This window comes from Reichenbachiella versicolor, from assembly GCF_003171675.1.
GTDB lineage: Bacteria > Bacteroidota > Bacteroidia > Cytophagales > Cyclobacteriaceae > Reichenbachiella > Reichenbachiella versicolor.
Window position 1 is genome coordinate 46,361 of record NZ_QFZQ01000001.1, and the last position, 17,186, is coordinate 63,546.

At 36.8% G+C, this 17,186-nt stretch carries 13 protein-coding genes and 1 tRNA gene; 5 read left to right on the top strand and 9 right to left on the bottom strand.

Translation table 11 applies throughout. The features are described from left to right. Positions 1–35 precede the first annotated feature (35 nt). From pth to DKG80_RS00270, 6 genes are all read right to left on the bottom strand, one after another. On the bottom strand, positions 36–596 hold the full coding sequence (pth, locus tag DKG80_RS00245; RefSeq protein ID WP_109829278.1) for an aminoacyl-tRNA hydrolase: 561 nt from the start codon (positions 594–596) through the stop codon (positions 36–38). 86 nt (positions 597–682) lie between these two features. Further along, a complete protein-coding gene (locus DKG80_RS00250) occupies positions 683–1,270 on the bottom strand; it encodes a 50S ribosomal protein L25/general stress protein Ctc (protein WP_109829279.1) in 588 nt (195 codons plus the stop codon). 12 nt (positions 1,271–1,282) lie between these two features. Continuing rightward, the gene (locus DKG80_RS00255) at positions 1,283–2,209 is read right to left on the bottom strand and encodes a ribose-phosphate diphosphokinase (RefSeq protein WP_109829280.1); all 927 of its coding nucleotides are present in this window, start codon (positions 2,207–2,209) and stop codon (positions 1,283–1,285) included. 53 nt (positions 2,210–2,262) lie between these two features. Next, a tRNA-Gln gene (locus DKG80_RS00260) sits at positions 2,263–2,335 on the bottom strand. Between the two features lie 77 nt (positions 2,336–2,412). Next, positions 2,413–6,069 carry a phosphoribosylformylglycinamidine synthase gene (purL, locus tag DKG80_RS00265; protein WP_109829281.1) on the bottom strand — a complete coding sequence of 1,219 codons (3,657 nt, stop codon included), beginning with the start codon at positions 6,067–6,069 and terminating at the stop codon, positions 2,413–2,415. A gap of 156 nt (positions 6,070–6,225) precedes the next feature. Further along, positions 6,226–7,038, bottom strand: a complete 813-nt coding sequence (locus DKG80_RS00270; RefSeq protein ID WP_109829282.1) for an alpha/beta hydrolase — start codon at positions 7,036–7,038, stop codon at positions 6,226–6,228. A gap of 118 nt (positions 7,039–7,156) precedes the next feature. Between DKG80_RS00270 and DKG80_RS00275 the strand changes: the two genes are divergently transcribed. From DKG80_RS00275 to DKG80_RS00295, 5 genes are all read left to right on the top strand, one after another. Beyond that, complete coding sequence (locus tag DKG80_RS00275) at positions 7,157–7,774, top strand: TetR/AcrR family transcriptional regulator (RefSeq protein ID WP_109829283.1); 618 nt, start codon at positions 7,157–7,159, stop codon at positions 7,772–7,774. Continuing rightward, positions 7,764–9,110 (top strand): TolC family protein, encoded by a 1,347-nt coding sequence (locus tag DKG80_RS00280; protein ID WP_109829284.1) that lies wholly within the window; start codon positions 7,764–7,766, stop codon positions 9,108–9,110. The genes DKG80_RS00275 and DKG80_RS00280 overlap by 11 nt, the downstream gene beginning before the upstream one ends. Positions 9,111–9,131: 21 nt before the next feature. Then, positions 9,132–10,310 carry an efflux RND transporter periplasmic adaptor subunit gene (locus DKG80_RS00285; protein ID WP_109829285.1) on the top strand — a complete coding sequence of 393 codons (1,179 nt, stop codon included), beginning with the start codon at positions 9,132–9,134 and terminating at the stop codon, positions 10,308–10,310. Between the two features lie 2 nt (positions 10,311–10,312). Continuing rightward, on the top strand, positions 10,313–13,777 hold the full coding sequence (locus tag DKG80_RS00290; protein ID WP_109829286.1) for an efflux RND transporter permease subunit: 3,465 nt from the start codon (positions 10,313–10,315) through the stop codon (positions 13,775–13,777). Positions 13,778–14,040: 263 nt separating this feature from the next. Continuing rightward, positions 14,041–14,694 (top strand): GntR family transcriptional regulator, encoded by a 654-nt coding sequence (locus tag DKG80_RS00295; protein ID WP_109829287.1) that lies wholly within the window; start codon positions 14,041–14,043, stop codon positions 14,692–14,694. A gap of 84 nt (positions 14,695–14,778) precedes the next feature. On the opposite strand, the gene DKG80_RS00300 is transcribed toward DKG80_RS00295, so the two are convergent. The 3 genes from DKG80_RS00300 to DKG80_RS00310 form a co-directional block, all read right to left on the bottom strand. After that, positions 14,779–15,171 (bottom strand): hypothetical protein, encoded by a 393-nt coding sequence (locus tag DKG80_RS00300; protein ID WP_109829288.1) that lies wholly within the window; start codon positions 15,169–15,171, stop codon positions 14,779–14,781. Positions 15,172–15,347: 176 nt separating this feature from the next. After that, the gene (locus DKG80_RS00305) at positions 15,348–15,542 is read right to left on the bottom strand and encodes a hypothetical protein (RefSeq protein WP_109829289.1); all 195 of its coding nucleotides are present in this window, start codon (positions 15,540–15,542) and stop codon (positions 15,348–15,350) included. A gap of 18 nt (positions 15,543–15,560) precedes the next feature. Then, the gene (locus DKG80_RS00310; protein ID WP_109829290.1) at positions 15,561–16,931 is read right to left on the bottom strand and encodes an ammonium transporter; all 1,371 of its coding nucleotides are present in this window, start codon (positions 16,929–16,931) and stop codon (positions 15,561–15,563) included. Between the last annotated feature and the right edge of the window lie 255 nt (positions 16,932–17,186).

Consider the following 17,186-nt stretch of genomic DNA (forward strand, 5'->3'; position numbering starts at 1 on the left):
TGCCAAGTTTTCGTCGATAACAAACGGTTATTTATCTATTCATTGTACTTATTCATGGTGTTTTGAGTGCCAATACTGCAAAATGACAGGATCATATCTGCAACTTTGTCTAATCTCTCAGGGATGTCGTTTAATTGATCTTTAGAAAAATTGCTCAATACATAATCAGCTTGCTGCCCTTTATGGTAGTTGTTTCCGATTCCGAATTTTAATCTTGCGTAGTTGTTACCTCCTAATGATTGATTAATATCTTTTAGCCCATTGTGACCAGCATCACTTCCTTTTGCTCTCATTCTTAGTTTACCATGAGGAAGTGCGATATCATCAAGTATTATTAGGATGTTTTCAATTGGAATTTTTAGTTCTTTCATCCAATAATTTACTGCCTTGCCACTTTTGTTCATGTAGGTGGTAGGCTTTATTAGGTGAATAGTTCTTCCTTTATGTTTGAATTCAGTTTTGTTAGCGAGTTTCGAGTGTTCAAAAACAACTCCTTTGTCGTCAGCAAGTTTGTCGAGAGCGAGAAACCCAATGTTGTGTCGAGTTAATTCGTATTCTGGGCCAATATTTCCTAATCCTACTATCAAGTACTTCATGAGTCAAATATGAAATGATCTAATCTTTCATCAAAAAAAAATCCCATCTCGTAAGAGATAGGATTTTTAAGCGATGTTTTAAGTGATTAACCTTCTGCAGCTTCTGCAGCCATATCAGTTTTACCTCTAAGTGCTCTAGGTACTTCAGCTACAGCAATAGAAGACTGAGGTGCATCCAGAATCTCGTAATTTTCTGGTGTTAAGTCAGCTACTTTGATAGGTTTCCCAAAGTTTAATGAAGTGATATCAACATTGATTTCTTCAGGCATGTCTTTTGATAGAGCTTTGATACTAAGCTTTTTCTTCTTCATGATTAAGTTACCTCCAGCTACTATAGCAGGAGAAGTTCCTGATAATTCGATCGGAATATCCATTTTGATTGGTTTGTCATTAACAAACTCAAAGAAGTCAATGTGAAGGATATTTTCACTTACTGGGTGAAATTGAATGTCTTGCATGATAGCGTCAACTTCTTCACCTTCTATGTTAAGCTTTACGAAGTGTGCAGCTTTAGTATAAACTAAGTCTCTGAAAAGAATAGCTGGAGAGTAGAAGTGTATTTGTTTGCCTTGTCCATATACAACACATGGTACCATACCTTCATTTCTCAACGCCTTAGAGTCAGCTTTTCCGAGATTTGCTCTTTTATACCCTATAATCTCTAGAGTTTTCATAATTTTTAAATTTTAGTTTACAAATAAAGAACTGATTGAACCGTTCTCGTCAATATTTTTTATCGCTTTAGCGAATAAGTCTGCAAGAGACATTGCTTTGATCTTAGATGATTCTTTCTCTAATTTCAAACTGTCTGTTACTATTAATTCAGTCAAAGCGGAATTTTCAATGTTGTCATAAGCATTGCCGGAAAGAATAGGATGGGTACATAGTGCTCTTACCGACTTTGCGCCTTTTTCCATAATAAGATTTGCAGCCTTAGAAAGTGTGCCTCCTGTGTCGATCATGTCATCAATAAGTATAACATCTCGCCCTTCTACATTACCTATTATTTGCATGGATGCTACTTCGTTGGCTCGTTTTCTATGTTTATCACAGATTACCATATCTGCAGCAAAAAGTTTAGCAAACTCTCTTACTCTCTTCGTTGATCCTACATCAGGTGCTGCAAAGAGAGGTTGATCAATGTCTAAGCTCTTAATGTAAGGGACAAATATTGATGCACCTACTAGGTGATCTACAGGAATGTCGAAAAACCCTTGAATTTGATCAGCATGAAGATCACATGTTACTACTCGGCTTGCGCCAGCGGCTTGCAGCATGTTAGCCATTAGTTTTGCCGCAATGGATACTCTTGGTTTGTCTTTTCTGTCCTGTCTAGCATATCCAAAATAAGGTGTTACTACAGTGACACTTTCAGCACTAGCTCTTTTTGCAGCGTCAATCATGATCATCAACTCTACGATGCTATCGGATCCTTTTGTAGACTGTATAAGGAATACATGACAGCCACGGATAGTTTCATCGTAGCTGTAAGTGATTTCTCCATCACTGAATTTCTTGCAAGTTGATTTTCCTAGAGGCTGTCCATAAGCCTCGGCAATCTTGGTTGCTAACTCAGGAGAGCCTGATCCAGCGAAAAGTTTAACATTAGACATGGCGCGCATTTAAATAAATAATCCCGCCCTCAGCTTTAGAGAGCGGGATTTTGTTGTCCGACTAGGGCTCGAACCTAGACTCTTCTGGACCAAAACCAGACGTGTTGCCAGTTACACCATCGGACAATTTTCTGATCCCTTGAATTTGGGAGTACAAAAGTAGAATTTTGTTTCTCTAATTCAAACTTTAGGGTAAGAAAATATTAACTTTTTTTCGAATTCTCTGCTACCCAGTTCTTTGCATTTTGGAAAGCAATAATCCACGGTGATACTTCATCTTCTTGATTAGGATAGTATCCCCAGTTCCATGGGAACATTGAACGTTCTGGATGAGGCATCATTGCTAAGTGACGACCATCCTTAGAGTAAACTCCAGCTACACCAAAATCGGACCCGTTTGGATTGCCAGGGTATTCTTTATGGCTATATTTTATTCCAACTTCATATGATGATTCACTTTCAGGGAGAACAAATTTACCCTCTCCATGTGCTATCCAACATCCTAGTCGACTACCTTCTAAATTGCTCAGCATAATTGAGTCATTTTTCGGGATGTCAACATTAATAAATCCAGATTCAAATTTGCCAGAGCTATTATGCTCCATCTTAGGGTGGTTGTCTTTATTAGGCCAGATAAGATCCAGTTCCATCATTAACTGACAGCCATTACAGACTCCAAAACTTAAAGTGTCAGGACGAGCATAAAAGTTGTCCAATGCAGCCTTTGCTTTTTCGTTGTATTTGAACGCTCCAGCCCATCCCTTTGCAGATCCAAGGACATCAGAGTTAGAAAAACCTCCTACAAACACAATCATTTGTATCTCTGACAAATCTTCTCGGCCTGAAATAAGGTCGGTCATGTGCACATCTTTCACATCAAAACCAGCCATATATAGACAGTAAGCCATTTCACGATCACTATTGATTCCTTTTTCTCTTATGATAGCAGCTTTTATTCCTGATTTAGCAGTTCTATTTAAATCTATATCATTGTCTTTCAAACTTCCTTTCCATGTTTCAGGGAATTTGAATTTTAATGGTTGATTTTTATAGTTTCTAAATCTTGACTTTGATTCTTCTTCTTTAGTTTGATTGAGATCCAAAAGATGAGAAGTAGTCATCCATTTATCTCTCAATTGATCTATATCTAGACTGATGTCGTTGAGCGTAAAAGATCTCTCTGTATTCACTTCGCCAATGATGAAATGTTCTACCTCAATGTTTTTAAGATCCTCTTCGCTTTCTATTTGTAATACCAATGCTGGACTTTCACTAAATGCAATTTTAGCAATCGAATCACTTAATTCACTGAGGTCAATATACGCACCTGTATTAGTAGTAGGGAAGTGCATTTCGAGTAGCGTGGTTATTAAACCTCCTGCTGATACATCATGACCTGCTAAAACTTTATCTTCAGTTATTAGTTTTTGAACTGTAGCAAATACTTTTTTGAAGTATTCAGTTTCTGGAGCAGAAGCGGGGTTGTTTCCTAAAGCATTTTTTGTTTGTCCGTAACTCGTTCCGTCTAGAGAAAAATCGCCATCAGACAAAGGTATATAAACCAGTTTGCTGCCAGCTATTGCTTCCGTATCTGGAGAAACAGTCTTAAAGACATCAGAGCATTCGCCAACAGAAGAAATGATAACTGTTCCAGGAGAGTCTACAGACAAACCATCAGGGTATTTCTGAGTCATGGAAAGTGAATCTTTACCAGTTGGTACGTTGATTCCAAGTGCAATAGCATATTCGCTGATTGATTGAACAGCGCTATATAATCGAGCTTTTTCTCCTTCTGTTTTAGTTGGCCACATCCAGTTGGCACTTAAAGATACGCCTTTTAGTCCATGTGTTAAGGGAGCCCAAATCAAATTTGTCAAAGCTTTAGTAATGGCAAGCTGAGGTCCTTTTATTGGGTCTGCTATAGTAGCAATAGGGGCATGTCCTAATGACGTAGCAATGCCTTTATTGCTGCTAAAGTCAAGTGCCATTACGGCAACATTATTAAGTGGTAACTGAAGCTCTCCACATGTCTGTTGTTTAGCTACACGTCCAGTAACACATCTATCAACTTTATTGGTAAGCCAGTCTTTACAGGCCACAGCTTCAAGTTGTAAAAGACTTACGAGGTCCTTTATAAAGGTTGAATCTGTTGCTTGTACTGGAGCAAACTCTTTACTTATTGTTTTGTCTTCTAAAATAGTTTTCGGAGAAGATCCAAACATGTGTGAAAGCTTCCAGTCAACCGCTGGTCTGTCAGATGTACTTTTTGAAAGCTTGAAATTCATTTCGCCAGTAGCTTGTCCTACTACAAAAAGAGGAGCTCTTTCTCTGGCGGCTATTTCTTTTAAGTTTTCAATCGCTGACTCAGGTAAAGCTATTCCCATTCTTTCCTGAGACTCGTTGCCGATTATTTCTTTGTCTGACAAAGTAGGGTCTCCTACAGGTAAAGAGTCAATATTGATATCTCCTCCTGTGTCTTCAACCAGTTCTGATAGACAGTTTAAGTGTCCACCAGCTCCATGGTCGTGAACAGAGTGAATCGGATTTTCGTCCCCTTCTGTCATTGCTCGTAGAGCATTTGCCACTCTTTTTTGCATCTCAGGGTTTGAACGTTGAATCGCATTTAATTCAATAGAGTTTGCATATTCTCCAGTACTTACTGACGATACAGCACTTCCTCCCATACCGATACGATAGTTGTCACCTCCCATGATGACAATTTTGTCTCCAGTTTCAACAGGCTTTTTAAGTGCATCTTGTTTTTTACCAGTTCCTATACCACCAGCTTGCATGATGACTTTATCAAAGCCCATAGTTTCTCCATTCTCTTCGTGCTCGAATGTTAATACACTGCCACAGATCATTGGCTGACCAAATTTGTTTCCAAAGTCACTTGCTCCGTTAGAAGCCTTGATCAGAATCTCAAGTGGCGTTTGGTAAAGCCAATCTCTTTCTTTGATATTATTTTCCCAAGGCTTATTTGCATTGAGTCTTGGGTATGAAGTCATATATACAGCCGTTCCTGCTAGGGGGATACTTCCTTGTCCACCAGCCATACGATCTCGAATCTCTCCTCCTGAACCAGTAGCTGCTCCATTGAATGGTTCTACAGTTGTAGGAAAGTTATGAGTCTCAGCTTTAAGAGATATTACAGATTCAATTACTTTTGGTTCAAACCAATCGGGTTTGTTTTGTGTTTTTGGAGCCCACTGTTGGACTTTGGGTCCGTTTACGAAGGCAACATTGTCCTTGTAGGCAGATACTATTTGCCCTGGATTCTCTTGAGAAGTTTTCTTTATTAGTTTAAAGAGTGAGGTTTCTTTTTCTTCTCCATCAATAATGAAAGTTCCATTGAATATCTTGTGGCGACAATGCTCAGAGTTAACTTGAGAGAATCCAAATACTTCACTGTCTGTTAAAGGTCTATTTAGGTCTTTTGCTACTGAATCCAGATAGTCTATCTCTTCTTGGCTTAAAGCCAACCCTTCTTGCTCATTATAAGCCGCAATATCTTTAATCTCTACAATAGGATCTGGTTCTTTTTCAATTACAAAAACAGATTCATCTAGAGATAAATACTTTTCATTAAGCATAGGGTCAAAATTCCCTTCTGTAGTGAATTCTTCAATTCTTTCTATGCCCTCAATCCCCATGTTTTGAGTTATTTCCACTGCATTGGTACTCCATGGAGTGATCATTTCTCTTCGTGGTCCAATGAATTCTCCAGAAATTGAAGATTCGTTTAGGAATTCTGCGTCACCAAATAACCAAATCAATTTAGAAATATCGCCTTTGATTAAAGTAGTAGATGATCCAACAAGATAATAGGTGGTGTTGTTTTTCTTAAATATCGATACCATGAATGGAAGGACTATAAATGAGCCGCAAAAATAGGTTAGTCAGATCAAAGAATAAAGTTTAATGATTATAAGGTTTTAGTCATCAGTTGAAAGTGTTTTTTATGTGTTCTAAATTATTTATTTTAAGAATTTAGATGACCGATTTTATTGTGAAGGTTATTGATTAGAGATTAAGTTCTTTTTTAAATGAACTATTGAATTATTTACAAGTTTATTGTGGCCATACGGTAAAATTAAAATTTTACTTTTTGTAAGTTGGCTGCAAAATTTCGAGTGTCTTTTAAAATCAATTATAGTATCCTTTTCACCAAAAATAAAAAGTGACTTACAGTCAGAATTGTTTAAAAGGTTGATCAGTTCTTTTTGCTTGACTCTAACAGGTTTGAAAATATTCCATGATTTATAGAGTAGATTTCTAATTTCTTGATTTTTCAGGTGTTTTAGAGCGAATTTAATGGTGAATGGATTCAAGACATTTAATAAAGAAAAGCCCTTGGCAATGGATATTAATGGTTTAGGGTATTTCATTAATATCCAAAATAATTGCTTAGGTCCAATAGGGAACGTGGCAATTTGATAGGTTGATCTTATTCTTATTGCGTCTGGAGCTACCATTATTAGCCTTTCGATTTTACTGTTGAAGTACTTAAAGGTTACGGCAGCGAACCTTCCTCCTAGACTAAAACCCAACACTGAAAATCGTTGTACATTCAAGTATTCCAAAAATTCACTAAAAGTAATACTCCATTCTGTAGGTTTTAGAACCTTTCTTGGATGTTTCTTTTTGCTATTTGCAATAAAATATAGATTAACAGACACTAGTTGGTAATTCACCAGTTCATCTTTTAAGAATGAGAAAGTTTTTAAGTTTTCTCCAAATCCTGGAAAGCAAAAGAGAATCTTTTTTCCATCACCATACAGCTCGTATTCGAGTTGATTTCCAGCTTTATCAACAAAAGTCTTGTGCATCTTATCTATTCTTAATAGAAAAATATTCCAAATATCTAAACCTTAATAATATACTTACGTAGAAACGCAGGAAACTTTTGGAGAATTGATAGTTTCTTCCGTTTCTTTGCAGTACGATATGGATACAAAAGAGAAAATATTACAAGTAGCAGATGGCCAGTTTCATCGATATGGTATACGGAGTGTATCTATGGATGATATAGCTAGAGAGTTAGGAATGTCTAAAAAGACTATATATCAATATTTTAAGGATAAAGAGTGCTTGGTACGTTATGTGACCGAATCTAATATTCAGCAGGAGATTAGGGATTTTAATGAGGTGTTAGAAAAGTCAGATAATGCTATTGATGAATTATATAAGTTCTCGCTATGTTTCAGAAAGAATTTAAATGATATTAATCCATCCTTGCTTTTCGACTTGCAAAAGTTTCATCCAACTTCTTGGCAGCTATGGGAAGATTTTAAATATTCTTTTATTAAAGACATGGTGGTTGATGCGATTAAGCGAGGTAAAAACGAAGGTGTTTTTAGACAGAGTATTGATGCAGAGGTGTTAGCGTTATATCGTATTGAATCTATTCAGCTTGCATTTGATCCTAAAATATTCCCAAAAGAAAAGTTCAACCTTGTGGATATACAACTGGAACTTTTCGATCACTTCGTCTATGGTTTGTTAACTGTAGAAGGACATGAAATTTTCGATAAATTAAGAAACTCAACACAAAATGATAAATAGAAATATTCTACTAGCACTAGGTGTCCTCTTGGCTTACCAGGTAAGTTTTGCACAGGAGTCTCCAAAGACATTTACACTAGATCAGGCGATAAGTTTTGCGATAGAAAACAATCAGCAAAGTAAAAATGCAGCATTAGATGTAGAGGTCGCACAAAGAGAAATAGATGAGGTAATAGCAAGAGGGCTACCTCAGATCAATGGTACCGCAGACATTGCTTATAATCATGATATAAGGCCATTTGTTATACCGGCGGGAGCGTTTGATGGTACTTTCGATCCTAATGGTACTGATGTTGAGGCATCTGCATTGGGAGTTCCTTATACTTCTGATTTGAACTTAAGTCTTGAACAATTAATTATAGACGGTCAGTTTTTTGCTGGAGTCAAAGCAGCTAGAGTTTATGCTGACCTCGCAAGAAGAGATAAGCTGAAAAACGATATAGATGTCGCTGAAGCAGTTTCAAAAGCTTACTTTTTAGTATTAGTCAATAAGGAAAGATATGAATTAGTTGAAAACAACTTTTTAAGAACAGATTCCCTGTTGAGAGATACGAAAGGTCTCTATGAAGGAGGCTTTGCAGAAAAAATAGATGTTAGTAGAGTACAGGTTCAGTATAATAATGTAAAAGTTGAATTGGATAATTATCAAGCATTAATAGACTTGTCTGAGTCTTTATTGTTGTTCCAATTAGGACTTAATCGAAATCAAAAAATTGATTTGACAGATAAAATTGAGGACGCTGGTTTTTTTGATTTTTCTGAGGTTGAGACCTTTACGTACAAGGATAGAGTTGAGTTTGATCAGCTTAATATTAATAAGAAATTGGCAGAAATGGATATTAAAACTGTTAGGGGGCAGTATTATCCTCGAATTGGACTTTATGCTCAGTTAGGTACTTTAACTGGGGCAAGGACTGGCAGTAGATGGTTATTGGAAGAGTGGCATCCTTACAGCGTTATTGGATTGAGAGCCACGATGCCAATTTTTGACGGACTGATGAAAAGACGTCAAGTGCAACAGCGCCAGCTCAAATCCCACAAAATTGATAATCAGATTGACTTCTTGAAAAATAATATCGATGTAGAAATCGAACAGGCTATATCCAACTATAATAGAGAGTTTGATAGAATGAAAGCTCAAAAAGAAAATATGGAATTAGCACGTGAGGTCTATGATGTAGCTAAACTGAAATATCAAGAAGGTGTCGGTTCTAATATAGAAGTGATAGATGCCGATGGATCTTATAAAGAAGCTCAAACTAACTATTTCAACGCACTGTATGATGCACTTATCTCTAAGATAGCACTTCAGAAAGCATATGGTGTCTTACTCTAAACAGATTTAACTCATAAACACATGAAAAAATATATTTTATCATCAATTATAGCGTCAGCGGTTTTGATTACAAGCTGTGGCGGGGATAAAACTAGCGTTCAAGAAATCGCCGAAAGCGGAGACATCAAAGCGATCAGAGCAAAGAAAAAAGAGTTGTCAACTTTAAATCATAATTTACTTGCTGACATAGAAGTCTTGGACGAGGCTATTAGAAAAATTTCGGGTGATAGAAATTTACCTTTGATTACTACATTATCGGCATCAGAAGAGCAATTTATGCACTTTGTTGAGTTACAAGGTGATATAGCTACTAAGAAAAATGTACTGATCTATCCAGAAATGTCTGGTGTTTTGTATCGTGTATATGTGACAGAAGGTCAACGTGTAAAAAAAGGTCAATTGCTTGCTTCTATAGATGATGGAGGAATGAGTAGCCAGTTGATTCAATTAAAGACTCAGTTAGAGTTAGCAAAAACTACTTTTGAAAGACAGAAGAGACTCTGGGATCAAAATGTGGGTACAGAGATTCAATTTTTACAGGCTAAATCTAATTATGAGTCTCAAGAGAAGGCTGTTGAACAGCTGACAAGTCAGTTAGCTAAGTTTAAGATCACAGCTCCTTTTGCGGGAATTATTGATGATGTGATTAAGGATCAGGGTACAGTAGTAGCTCCTTCAGGTCCGGGTTCTGAGGTTTTTAGAATTATTAACCTTTCTAACATGTATGTGGAAGTTGCTGTACCGGAGAATTATATTTCATCAATAAATGTAGGAACTGAAGTAGAGGTATATATTCCAGTTTTAGATAAGAAACTTAAATCAAAAGTTAGACAGACTGGTAATTTTATTAATCCACAGAACAGGTCATTTACAGTAGAGGTTCCAGTGCAAAATGCAGACGAACAAATCAAGCCAAATATGACGGCAGTGGTAAAAATAAATGATTATAGTAATGAAAAATCAATCTTGATTCCTCAAAGTATTATCTCAGAAAATGCTGAAGGTAAGCAGTACGTATTCATGGCGTATGAAGTGGATGATAAGAATATTGGTTTAGCTAAGAGACAAATCGTTGAAACTGGCAAAACACAGGGCGATATAGTGGAAGTGACTTCAGGAATCAAAGTAGGAGATCAATTGATTAATGAAGGAGCAAGAAATGTAAAACAAGGCCAGAAAGTTAAAATCATCAACGGGTAACTATGAGTGATCAAATCAATCAAGACAAGCAATTTGGTTTGTCAACATGGGCGATCAACAATTCGTCTGTGATTTATGTAATGATTGGGATTTTCTTTTTGGTTGGACTGTCATCGTACTTTTCGATGCCAAGAGAAAATTTTCCAGAAGTCAAGGAGACTAAGATATATGTAAGTACTCCATATCCAGGTAACACTGCAGAAGATATTGAAAGGTTAATTACTGACCCTCTAGAGGATCAACTTAAGAACGTAAGTAATCTAGTAGAGATACTTTCAACTTCTCAGGAGGATTATTCTATCATAACTGTAGAGTTTGATGAAGATATCACAGTGGATGCTGCAAAGCAGAAGGTAAAGGACAAGGTAGATAGCGAGGTTGCCAATGAAGATTGGCCATTGTTCAATGGTGCTAAGGTAGAGCCTAATGTATTCGATATGAATATATCAGAAGAAATGCCGATCATGAATGTTAATCTGGCTGGTGACTATACTATTGAAAGCTTAAAAGAATTCGGTGAGTACTTAGAAGATGAGATCGAAAAGTTAACAGAAATTAAGTCTGTAGCTATCAGAGGTGCTCAAGATAAGGAAGTTGAGGTTGCAGTGGATGTCTATAAGATGATGGCCGCTAAAGTTAACTTTGATAATGTGTTACAAGCTATCAGTAACGGAAATATGACTATTTCCGCTGGTAATATGAAAGCTAGTGGACAACGTAGAACTATCAGGATTCTAGGTGAAATTGATGATCCGGAGCAGCTCAAAAATTTTGTAGTAAAGCATGAAGGAGAGTCCCCGGTTTATGTTAAGGATATTGCTGAAGTAACTTTTAAAGAGGAAGATAAAACTACTTTCGCAAGAGATTTTGGTCATAATGTAGTAATGCTTGACGTGAAAAAGCGTGCTGGGAAAAACATGATCGAAGCAGCAAATAAAATCGAGGAGATTTTAGCCACTGCGCAGGCAGAAGTATTGCCAAAAGATTTATCCGTTACTATCACGAATAATTCTGCTCCACGAACACTTAATCAGGTAGAAGACTTGGTGAATAACATCATCTTTGGTATTATTCTGGTTGTTACGGTTTTAATGTTCTTCTTAGGTTTTAGAAATGCCCTTTTCGTAGGTTTTGCGATTCCTATGTCTATGTTCATGTCTTTTATGATATTGAATCTGTTTGGTTATACACTTAATACCATGATTCTCTTCGGGCTGATTATGGGACTAGGAATGCTTGTTGATAATGGTATAGTGGTAGTAGAGAACGTCTACCGTCTGATGGAGGAAGAAGGGATGACTAGGTTGCAGGCAGCGAAGGTAGGTATTGGTGAAATAGCATTTCCTATTATTATCTCTACTGCGACAACCGTTGCAGCGTTTGTGCCGCTTGGAATGTGGCCTGGGGTGATGGGGCAGTTCATGAAATACTTCCCGATAACATTATCTGTTGTTCTAGGTTCTTCGCTTTTTGTCGCCATTTTCATGAATTCCATGTTGGTATCAAGGTTTATGGACATTAGTAACAAGGAGCTCAGTGTAAAGTCTTTGGTTAGGTTGACGCTAATTTTAGTGTCCTTTGGAGTATTTATGCTAGTATTCGGTGGTAGTGCAAGAGGTCTTGGATCATTATTGATCTTCACTGCAATTATGTTCTGGTTATATAAATATGTGATCAAGAAATTAGCTGATAAGTTTCAAAGAACTTTACTTGTCAAGTTTGAGAACTTCTATGAAAAGCAACTGAAGTTTTCTTTGAGAGGAGGAAATATCTATTGGTTCTTCTCTATCACTACTATTGGTCTTTTTGCTGCTTTTATGTTCTTTGGAATGTCAATTGGCTCTGGTAGAACTAAGGTAGAATTCTTTCCTGATAATACTCCAAATCAAATCATAGTGTATATCGAGTATCCTCAGGGGACAGCTATTGAAAAGACTAATGCTATCACTAAAGAAATCGAACAGAAAGTATATAGTATTCTTAATGATAAAGAGTATTTCGAAGGTGATTTCAATTTCATGACTGAGTCAGCTGTATCTCAAGTAGGAGAAGGAGCAGGGAACCCTCAGACTGATGGAGGTTCTGCAGCAGAGATGCCTCATAGGGGTAAGATCACAGCATCTATGCGAGAATATAAATACAGAAATGGATTGGATTCTGAAGAGCTAAGAAGGAAAGTTCAAGAAGCTTTGAAAGGTATATATCCTGGTGTATTGATTTCAGTTGAAAAAGACGCTGTTGGTCCACCTGCAGGCTATCCTATCAATATAGAGTTGGAAGGCAAGGATTATGACTTGTTAATAAGTACAGCTGAGAAAATGAGAGATTTCATTAACTCTAAGAACATCGGTGGAATCGAGGAGTTAAAGATTGATGTTAATAAAGACAAGCCAGCGATGGAAGTCTTGGTTGATAGGAAGAAAGCGGGAGAACTTGGTGTAGCAGTTGGACAAGTGGGGAGCCAGTTAAGACGATCTCTTTTTGGTGAGAAAGCAGGTGTTTATAAAGTAGATGGTGAAGATTATGATATTAATGTCAGGTTTAATCAGGATTTGAGATATAACACAAGTGCGTTATTCAATCAGAACATAATTTATAGAGATCAGTCTAATGGACAGATTAAAGAAGTTCCATTATCAGCAGTATCTAAATTTAAGAATACATCTGGTTTCAGTGCGGTTAAACATAAAGATACTAGAAGAGTAGTGACAGTTTATTCAGGATTACAGCCAGGCTATACGGATGCAGGGGCTATTGTTGCTGAAATTCAAGAAGAGATGCAAGATTATGATGGATTACCTAAAGGAGTTAGGATTGATTATACTGGTCAGATAGAAGAGCAGACAAAACAGATGAATTTTTTAATGGGAGCATTCTTTACGGGTCTTGGTTTGATTATGCTTTTGTTGATATTTCAATTTGGAGGCGTGTCTAAACCTGCAATCATTATGCTGGCAATATTCCTAAGTTTCATTGGAGTATTTGGTGGTTTGATTGTAACTGGATGGCCATTTGTTATTATGATGACTATGATGGGAATTATATCTCTTGCAGGTATCGTAGTAAACAACGGAGTGGTATTACTAGATTATACTCAACTTTTGATTGATCGTAAAAAAGAAGAGTTGAAGATGGATGAAACGCAATATCTAGATAAAGATACTGTAGTTCAATTGGTTGTTAAGGGGGGTAAAGCAAGGTTGAGACCAGTTATACTTACTGCAATAACAACTGTTCTAGGTTTAATTCCATTGGCAATAGGTCTCAATGTTGACTTTTTCTCATTGTTTACCAACTTCGATCCGAAAATTTACTTCGGAGGAGACAACGTGATTTTCTGGGGACCTTTAGCATGGACTGTAATATTCGGGTTGATAGTAGCTACATTCCTTACTTTGATTATAGTTCCAGTGCTGTTTACAATTGTTTATAGAGTAAAATACTGGTGGTTTAGTCGTAAAAGCTAAATTCCAAAAAAGATAGAGGCAAAAATATGGTGCATTCGGTTGTTGTAGTAGAAAACGAATGTGCCAATTGTCTCTTAAACTTATTATCTTTACAACACTAAACCAGTCCAAACCTCGTAATGATAGGTGTGTGGGCTGGTTTTTTTGTGGTAAATGTTCAGTTTTGAATTTAGTATTCGAAATACATTGAACAAAATGAAAAGCTCTTATCTCGCCGCAAAAGACTAAATTGCAGGATTATTCGACATTAAAAATGATACAGGGTGGAACATCTTGAATTGGTAGATAGAATATATGCGAAGGTCAAGCAAATGATCTTCAATCAAGAGCTTAAGCAAGGACAGAAAATAGTTCAAGAAAAGTTAGCAGCAGAGTTGGGCGTAAGCCGAAGCCCTTTACTCAAAGCTCTTCAAAGGCTTGATGCTGAAATGCTCGTTGAAAGTATTCCACGAAGAGGAATGTATGTCAAATCAATTGATATGGATGAGTTGGTGGATATTTTCGAATGTCGTGCAGTATTAGAAGGTCTTTCTGCTAGGCTGGTAGCACAGAGAATTACACCTGATAGATTGAAAAAACTTAAGGCTTGTTTCAAACCATTTGAAGGAAAGTCAGAAATCAAAATGGAGGCTTATGCTAAAGCTGACAGACAATTCCATAGTCTGATTTTAGATTGGAGTGGGAATAAAGTAATTGGTCAATTAGAAGTGATTAGTAATGTTCATTTGAGAGCCATGCAGGCTGGCTTACTAAGAAGTCCTGAAGAGACCCTATCAGAACATCAGGCTATCATAGAGGCTATTGAGAATCAAGATGGCGAAAGGGCAGAAGCTGAAATGAGAAATCACATTGTAATGTCAATTGAGGATGCAATACAAACACTAAGTGGTAAGGGATTAGAAGAAAGGGAAGTTTAATTACATCATTTCTTAAATTTTTAGAATGGCTCAAGGTTTTATACTTTGAGCTATTTTTTTGTCTATAGTTTTTGCAACGATAGTTTATAATTCAACCAATCCCATATTGTCTTTTTCATATTCTTCCATTGTTAACTGAGTAAGACTTTTGACCAGTCTAACCTTATTGAAACTACGAAAATGTCTAATTTCAATAATTGAATTCTCAATTTCCCAAATATTGAATGACCAATCATATAGATCGAATTTGACGTTTTTAGAAGTGACTGTATTGTCTATGTCATAGACTATTTTGAAATAGTTGTGAAGGGCTTCTTGGTACCCTTTGAATTCTACTTCTTCAATGTAGTATTCATGGTCGTTGATTGATACACGGTATGTTCCTAGTAGTTTACCTCTATTAATTAGGGTAGCAGGTTTTTGTATTGCCCAATACAGTAAGAGTATAATTATCAGTATGGTGATAGCACTTCCCATTTTTTAATCGGGTAATATTCAAGGTTGACGATGTCAATTCAGTGATAATTCTTAGTGTTAGTATGGTGAATTTTGTTTTCAGAGGCATGTACAGTTTTACAAGCATAAAAAAGCCGAAAAACGAAAGTTTTCCGGCTTCTGTTTTAGCTAGAGTTTGTGAAATGTTTTGAAGAGGCTTACGCAGCTTTTGCCTTATTGATGGATTTTACTGCCCGCATTAACGGTATAGTATTACCTTCCACATCTAAAAACTGAATACGCTTCTGAGAAATCAAACCAACGCGATCTTTAGCAGACATTTTTATATAGTTGTCTACTGATATTAAGTTATAGCCTGATTTTACTTTAATTGAAATCTGGTGTACTGTCATTTTTTCTTACTGGTGCGTTTATTGATCTGATGTTATTAATTTCATTAGTTCTTCCTCGGACATACCATCTATTTCATCCTCAGAATTTTCGTCTTCAGTTTTTTCACCTCCTATGATGAAACCTGTTTTTTCCTCTTGTGGAGACACTCGTAGACCAACTGTTTTCTTTAATAGAGCGAACATTAAAAATGAAGTTGAGGTAGTAAATACGAATGCTACAACTACGCCAAGTAATTGAATTCCTAGTTGTTCTAGCCTTGAAACATCGGCTGCCAAATCTCCAAAAAATGCTACACTTAAAGTTCCCCATACTCCGCAAAAACCATGAACAGGAATAGCACCAACGGGGTCATCTAACTTCAGTTTGTGAAGTAAAAAATCAAAGGAGTAATTGTGTACTAATCCGGCAATAGCTCCAATAATTAGTGAATCTAAATGGCTCACATATGCACAAGGAGCTGTGATAGCCACTAATCCACCAATAACTCCTCCGAGTAGTTTTGGGTACAAGTCTTTTCGATCTTGAAACCAGTAACAGTGAAAAAACGCAACTAGTCCAGCTGTAGCTCCTGCAATGTTTGTATTTAGAATGATATCACCTACGGCTTTGTCCAAAGCAAGTTGACTGCCTCCATTGAATCCCCACCATCCTAACCACAGAATGATTAGTCCTAGTACACTATAGGAATAACTGGATGATTTGAAATGAACAGGTTTTCCATTCTCATCGAATCTACCAAGTCTCGGACCAATCATCCAAATACCTACTAATGCGACCCATGCTCCAATGGAGTGTACTACAGTTGATCCTGCGAAATCAATGAATCCAAGATCTGCCAGCCAAGCAGGGTTGTTCTCATAGAATAGATTTCCCCATACCCAATGACCAAAAACAGGGTATATGAAAATCGCAATAAATGCAGATGCGGTCATGTAAGGAATAAAACCGGTTCTTTCAGACATCGCTCCCGAAACAATAGTAAGTGCAGTGGTAGCAAATGCAATCTGGAAAAGGAAAAATATGGTGCCAAGAGGTGATCCTTCAGGGTTGTCTTGGATACCTATTCCAAAAAATAGGTCGGAACCAATGAATCCTAAGTGAGATTTTCCAAACATGACTCCAAAACCGACGAAAAGGAAAATAAGACTTCCGACGATCCAGTCAATGATATTTTTGATGCTCACAGCATTGGAATGTTCAGTACGAACCATTCCTACTTCAAAAGCTTTGAAGCCTGCTTGCATGAAAAATACTAAAGCAGTTGACACCAGTACCCATAGATGATCTACGGAAAAGGTAATCGACTCAGTTGATAATGGTAGGTCGGCGGCCTGTGACGTCACTGCATAAAAAATCAGTGAAGTCGTTAATAAAGACTTCTTCTTCATAGCTGCCAAATGGGTTTAAGAATTTAGGGTTATTTCTTACAAGTTTGTTCAAACATGTTCATTAGGAAAGTTTTCTCAGTACTTTCTACGTAGTTGGGTGTTAAAACAGTAAAAAACATGATAAAACACTTATTAAAAAATGTTTTAAGGCATGTATGTTTAATAAATAAGAAATGAATTGAGTATTTCCAATTGATTAAGCAACTCTATCGGCGTCTTGACTCTTTTACTGTTCTGAGCTGTTGAAATGAGGAA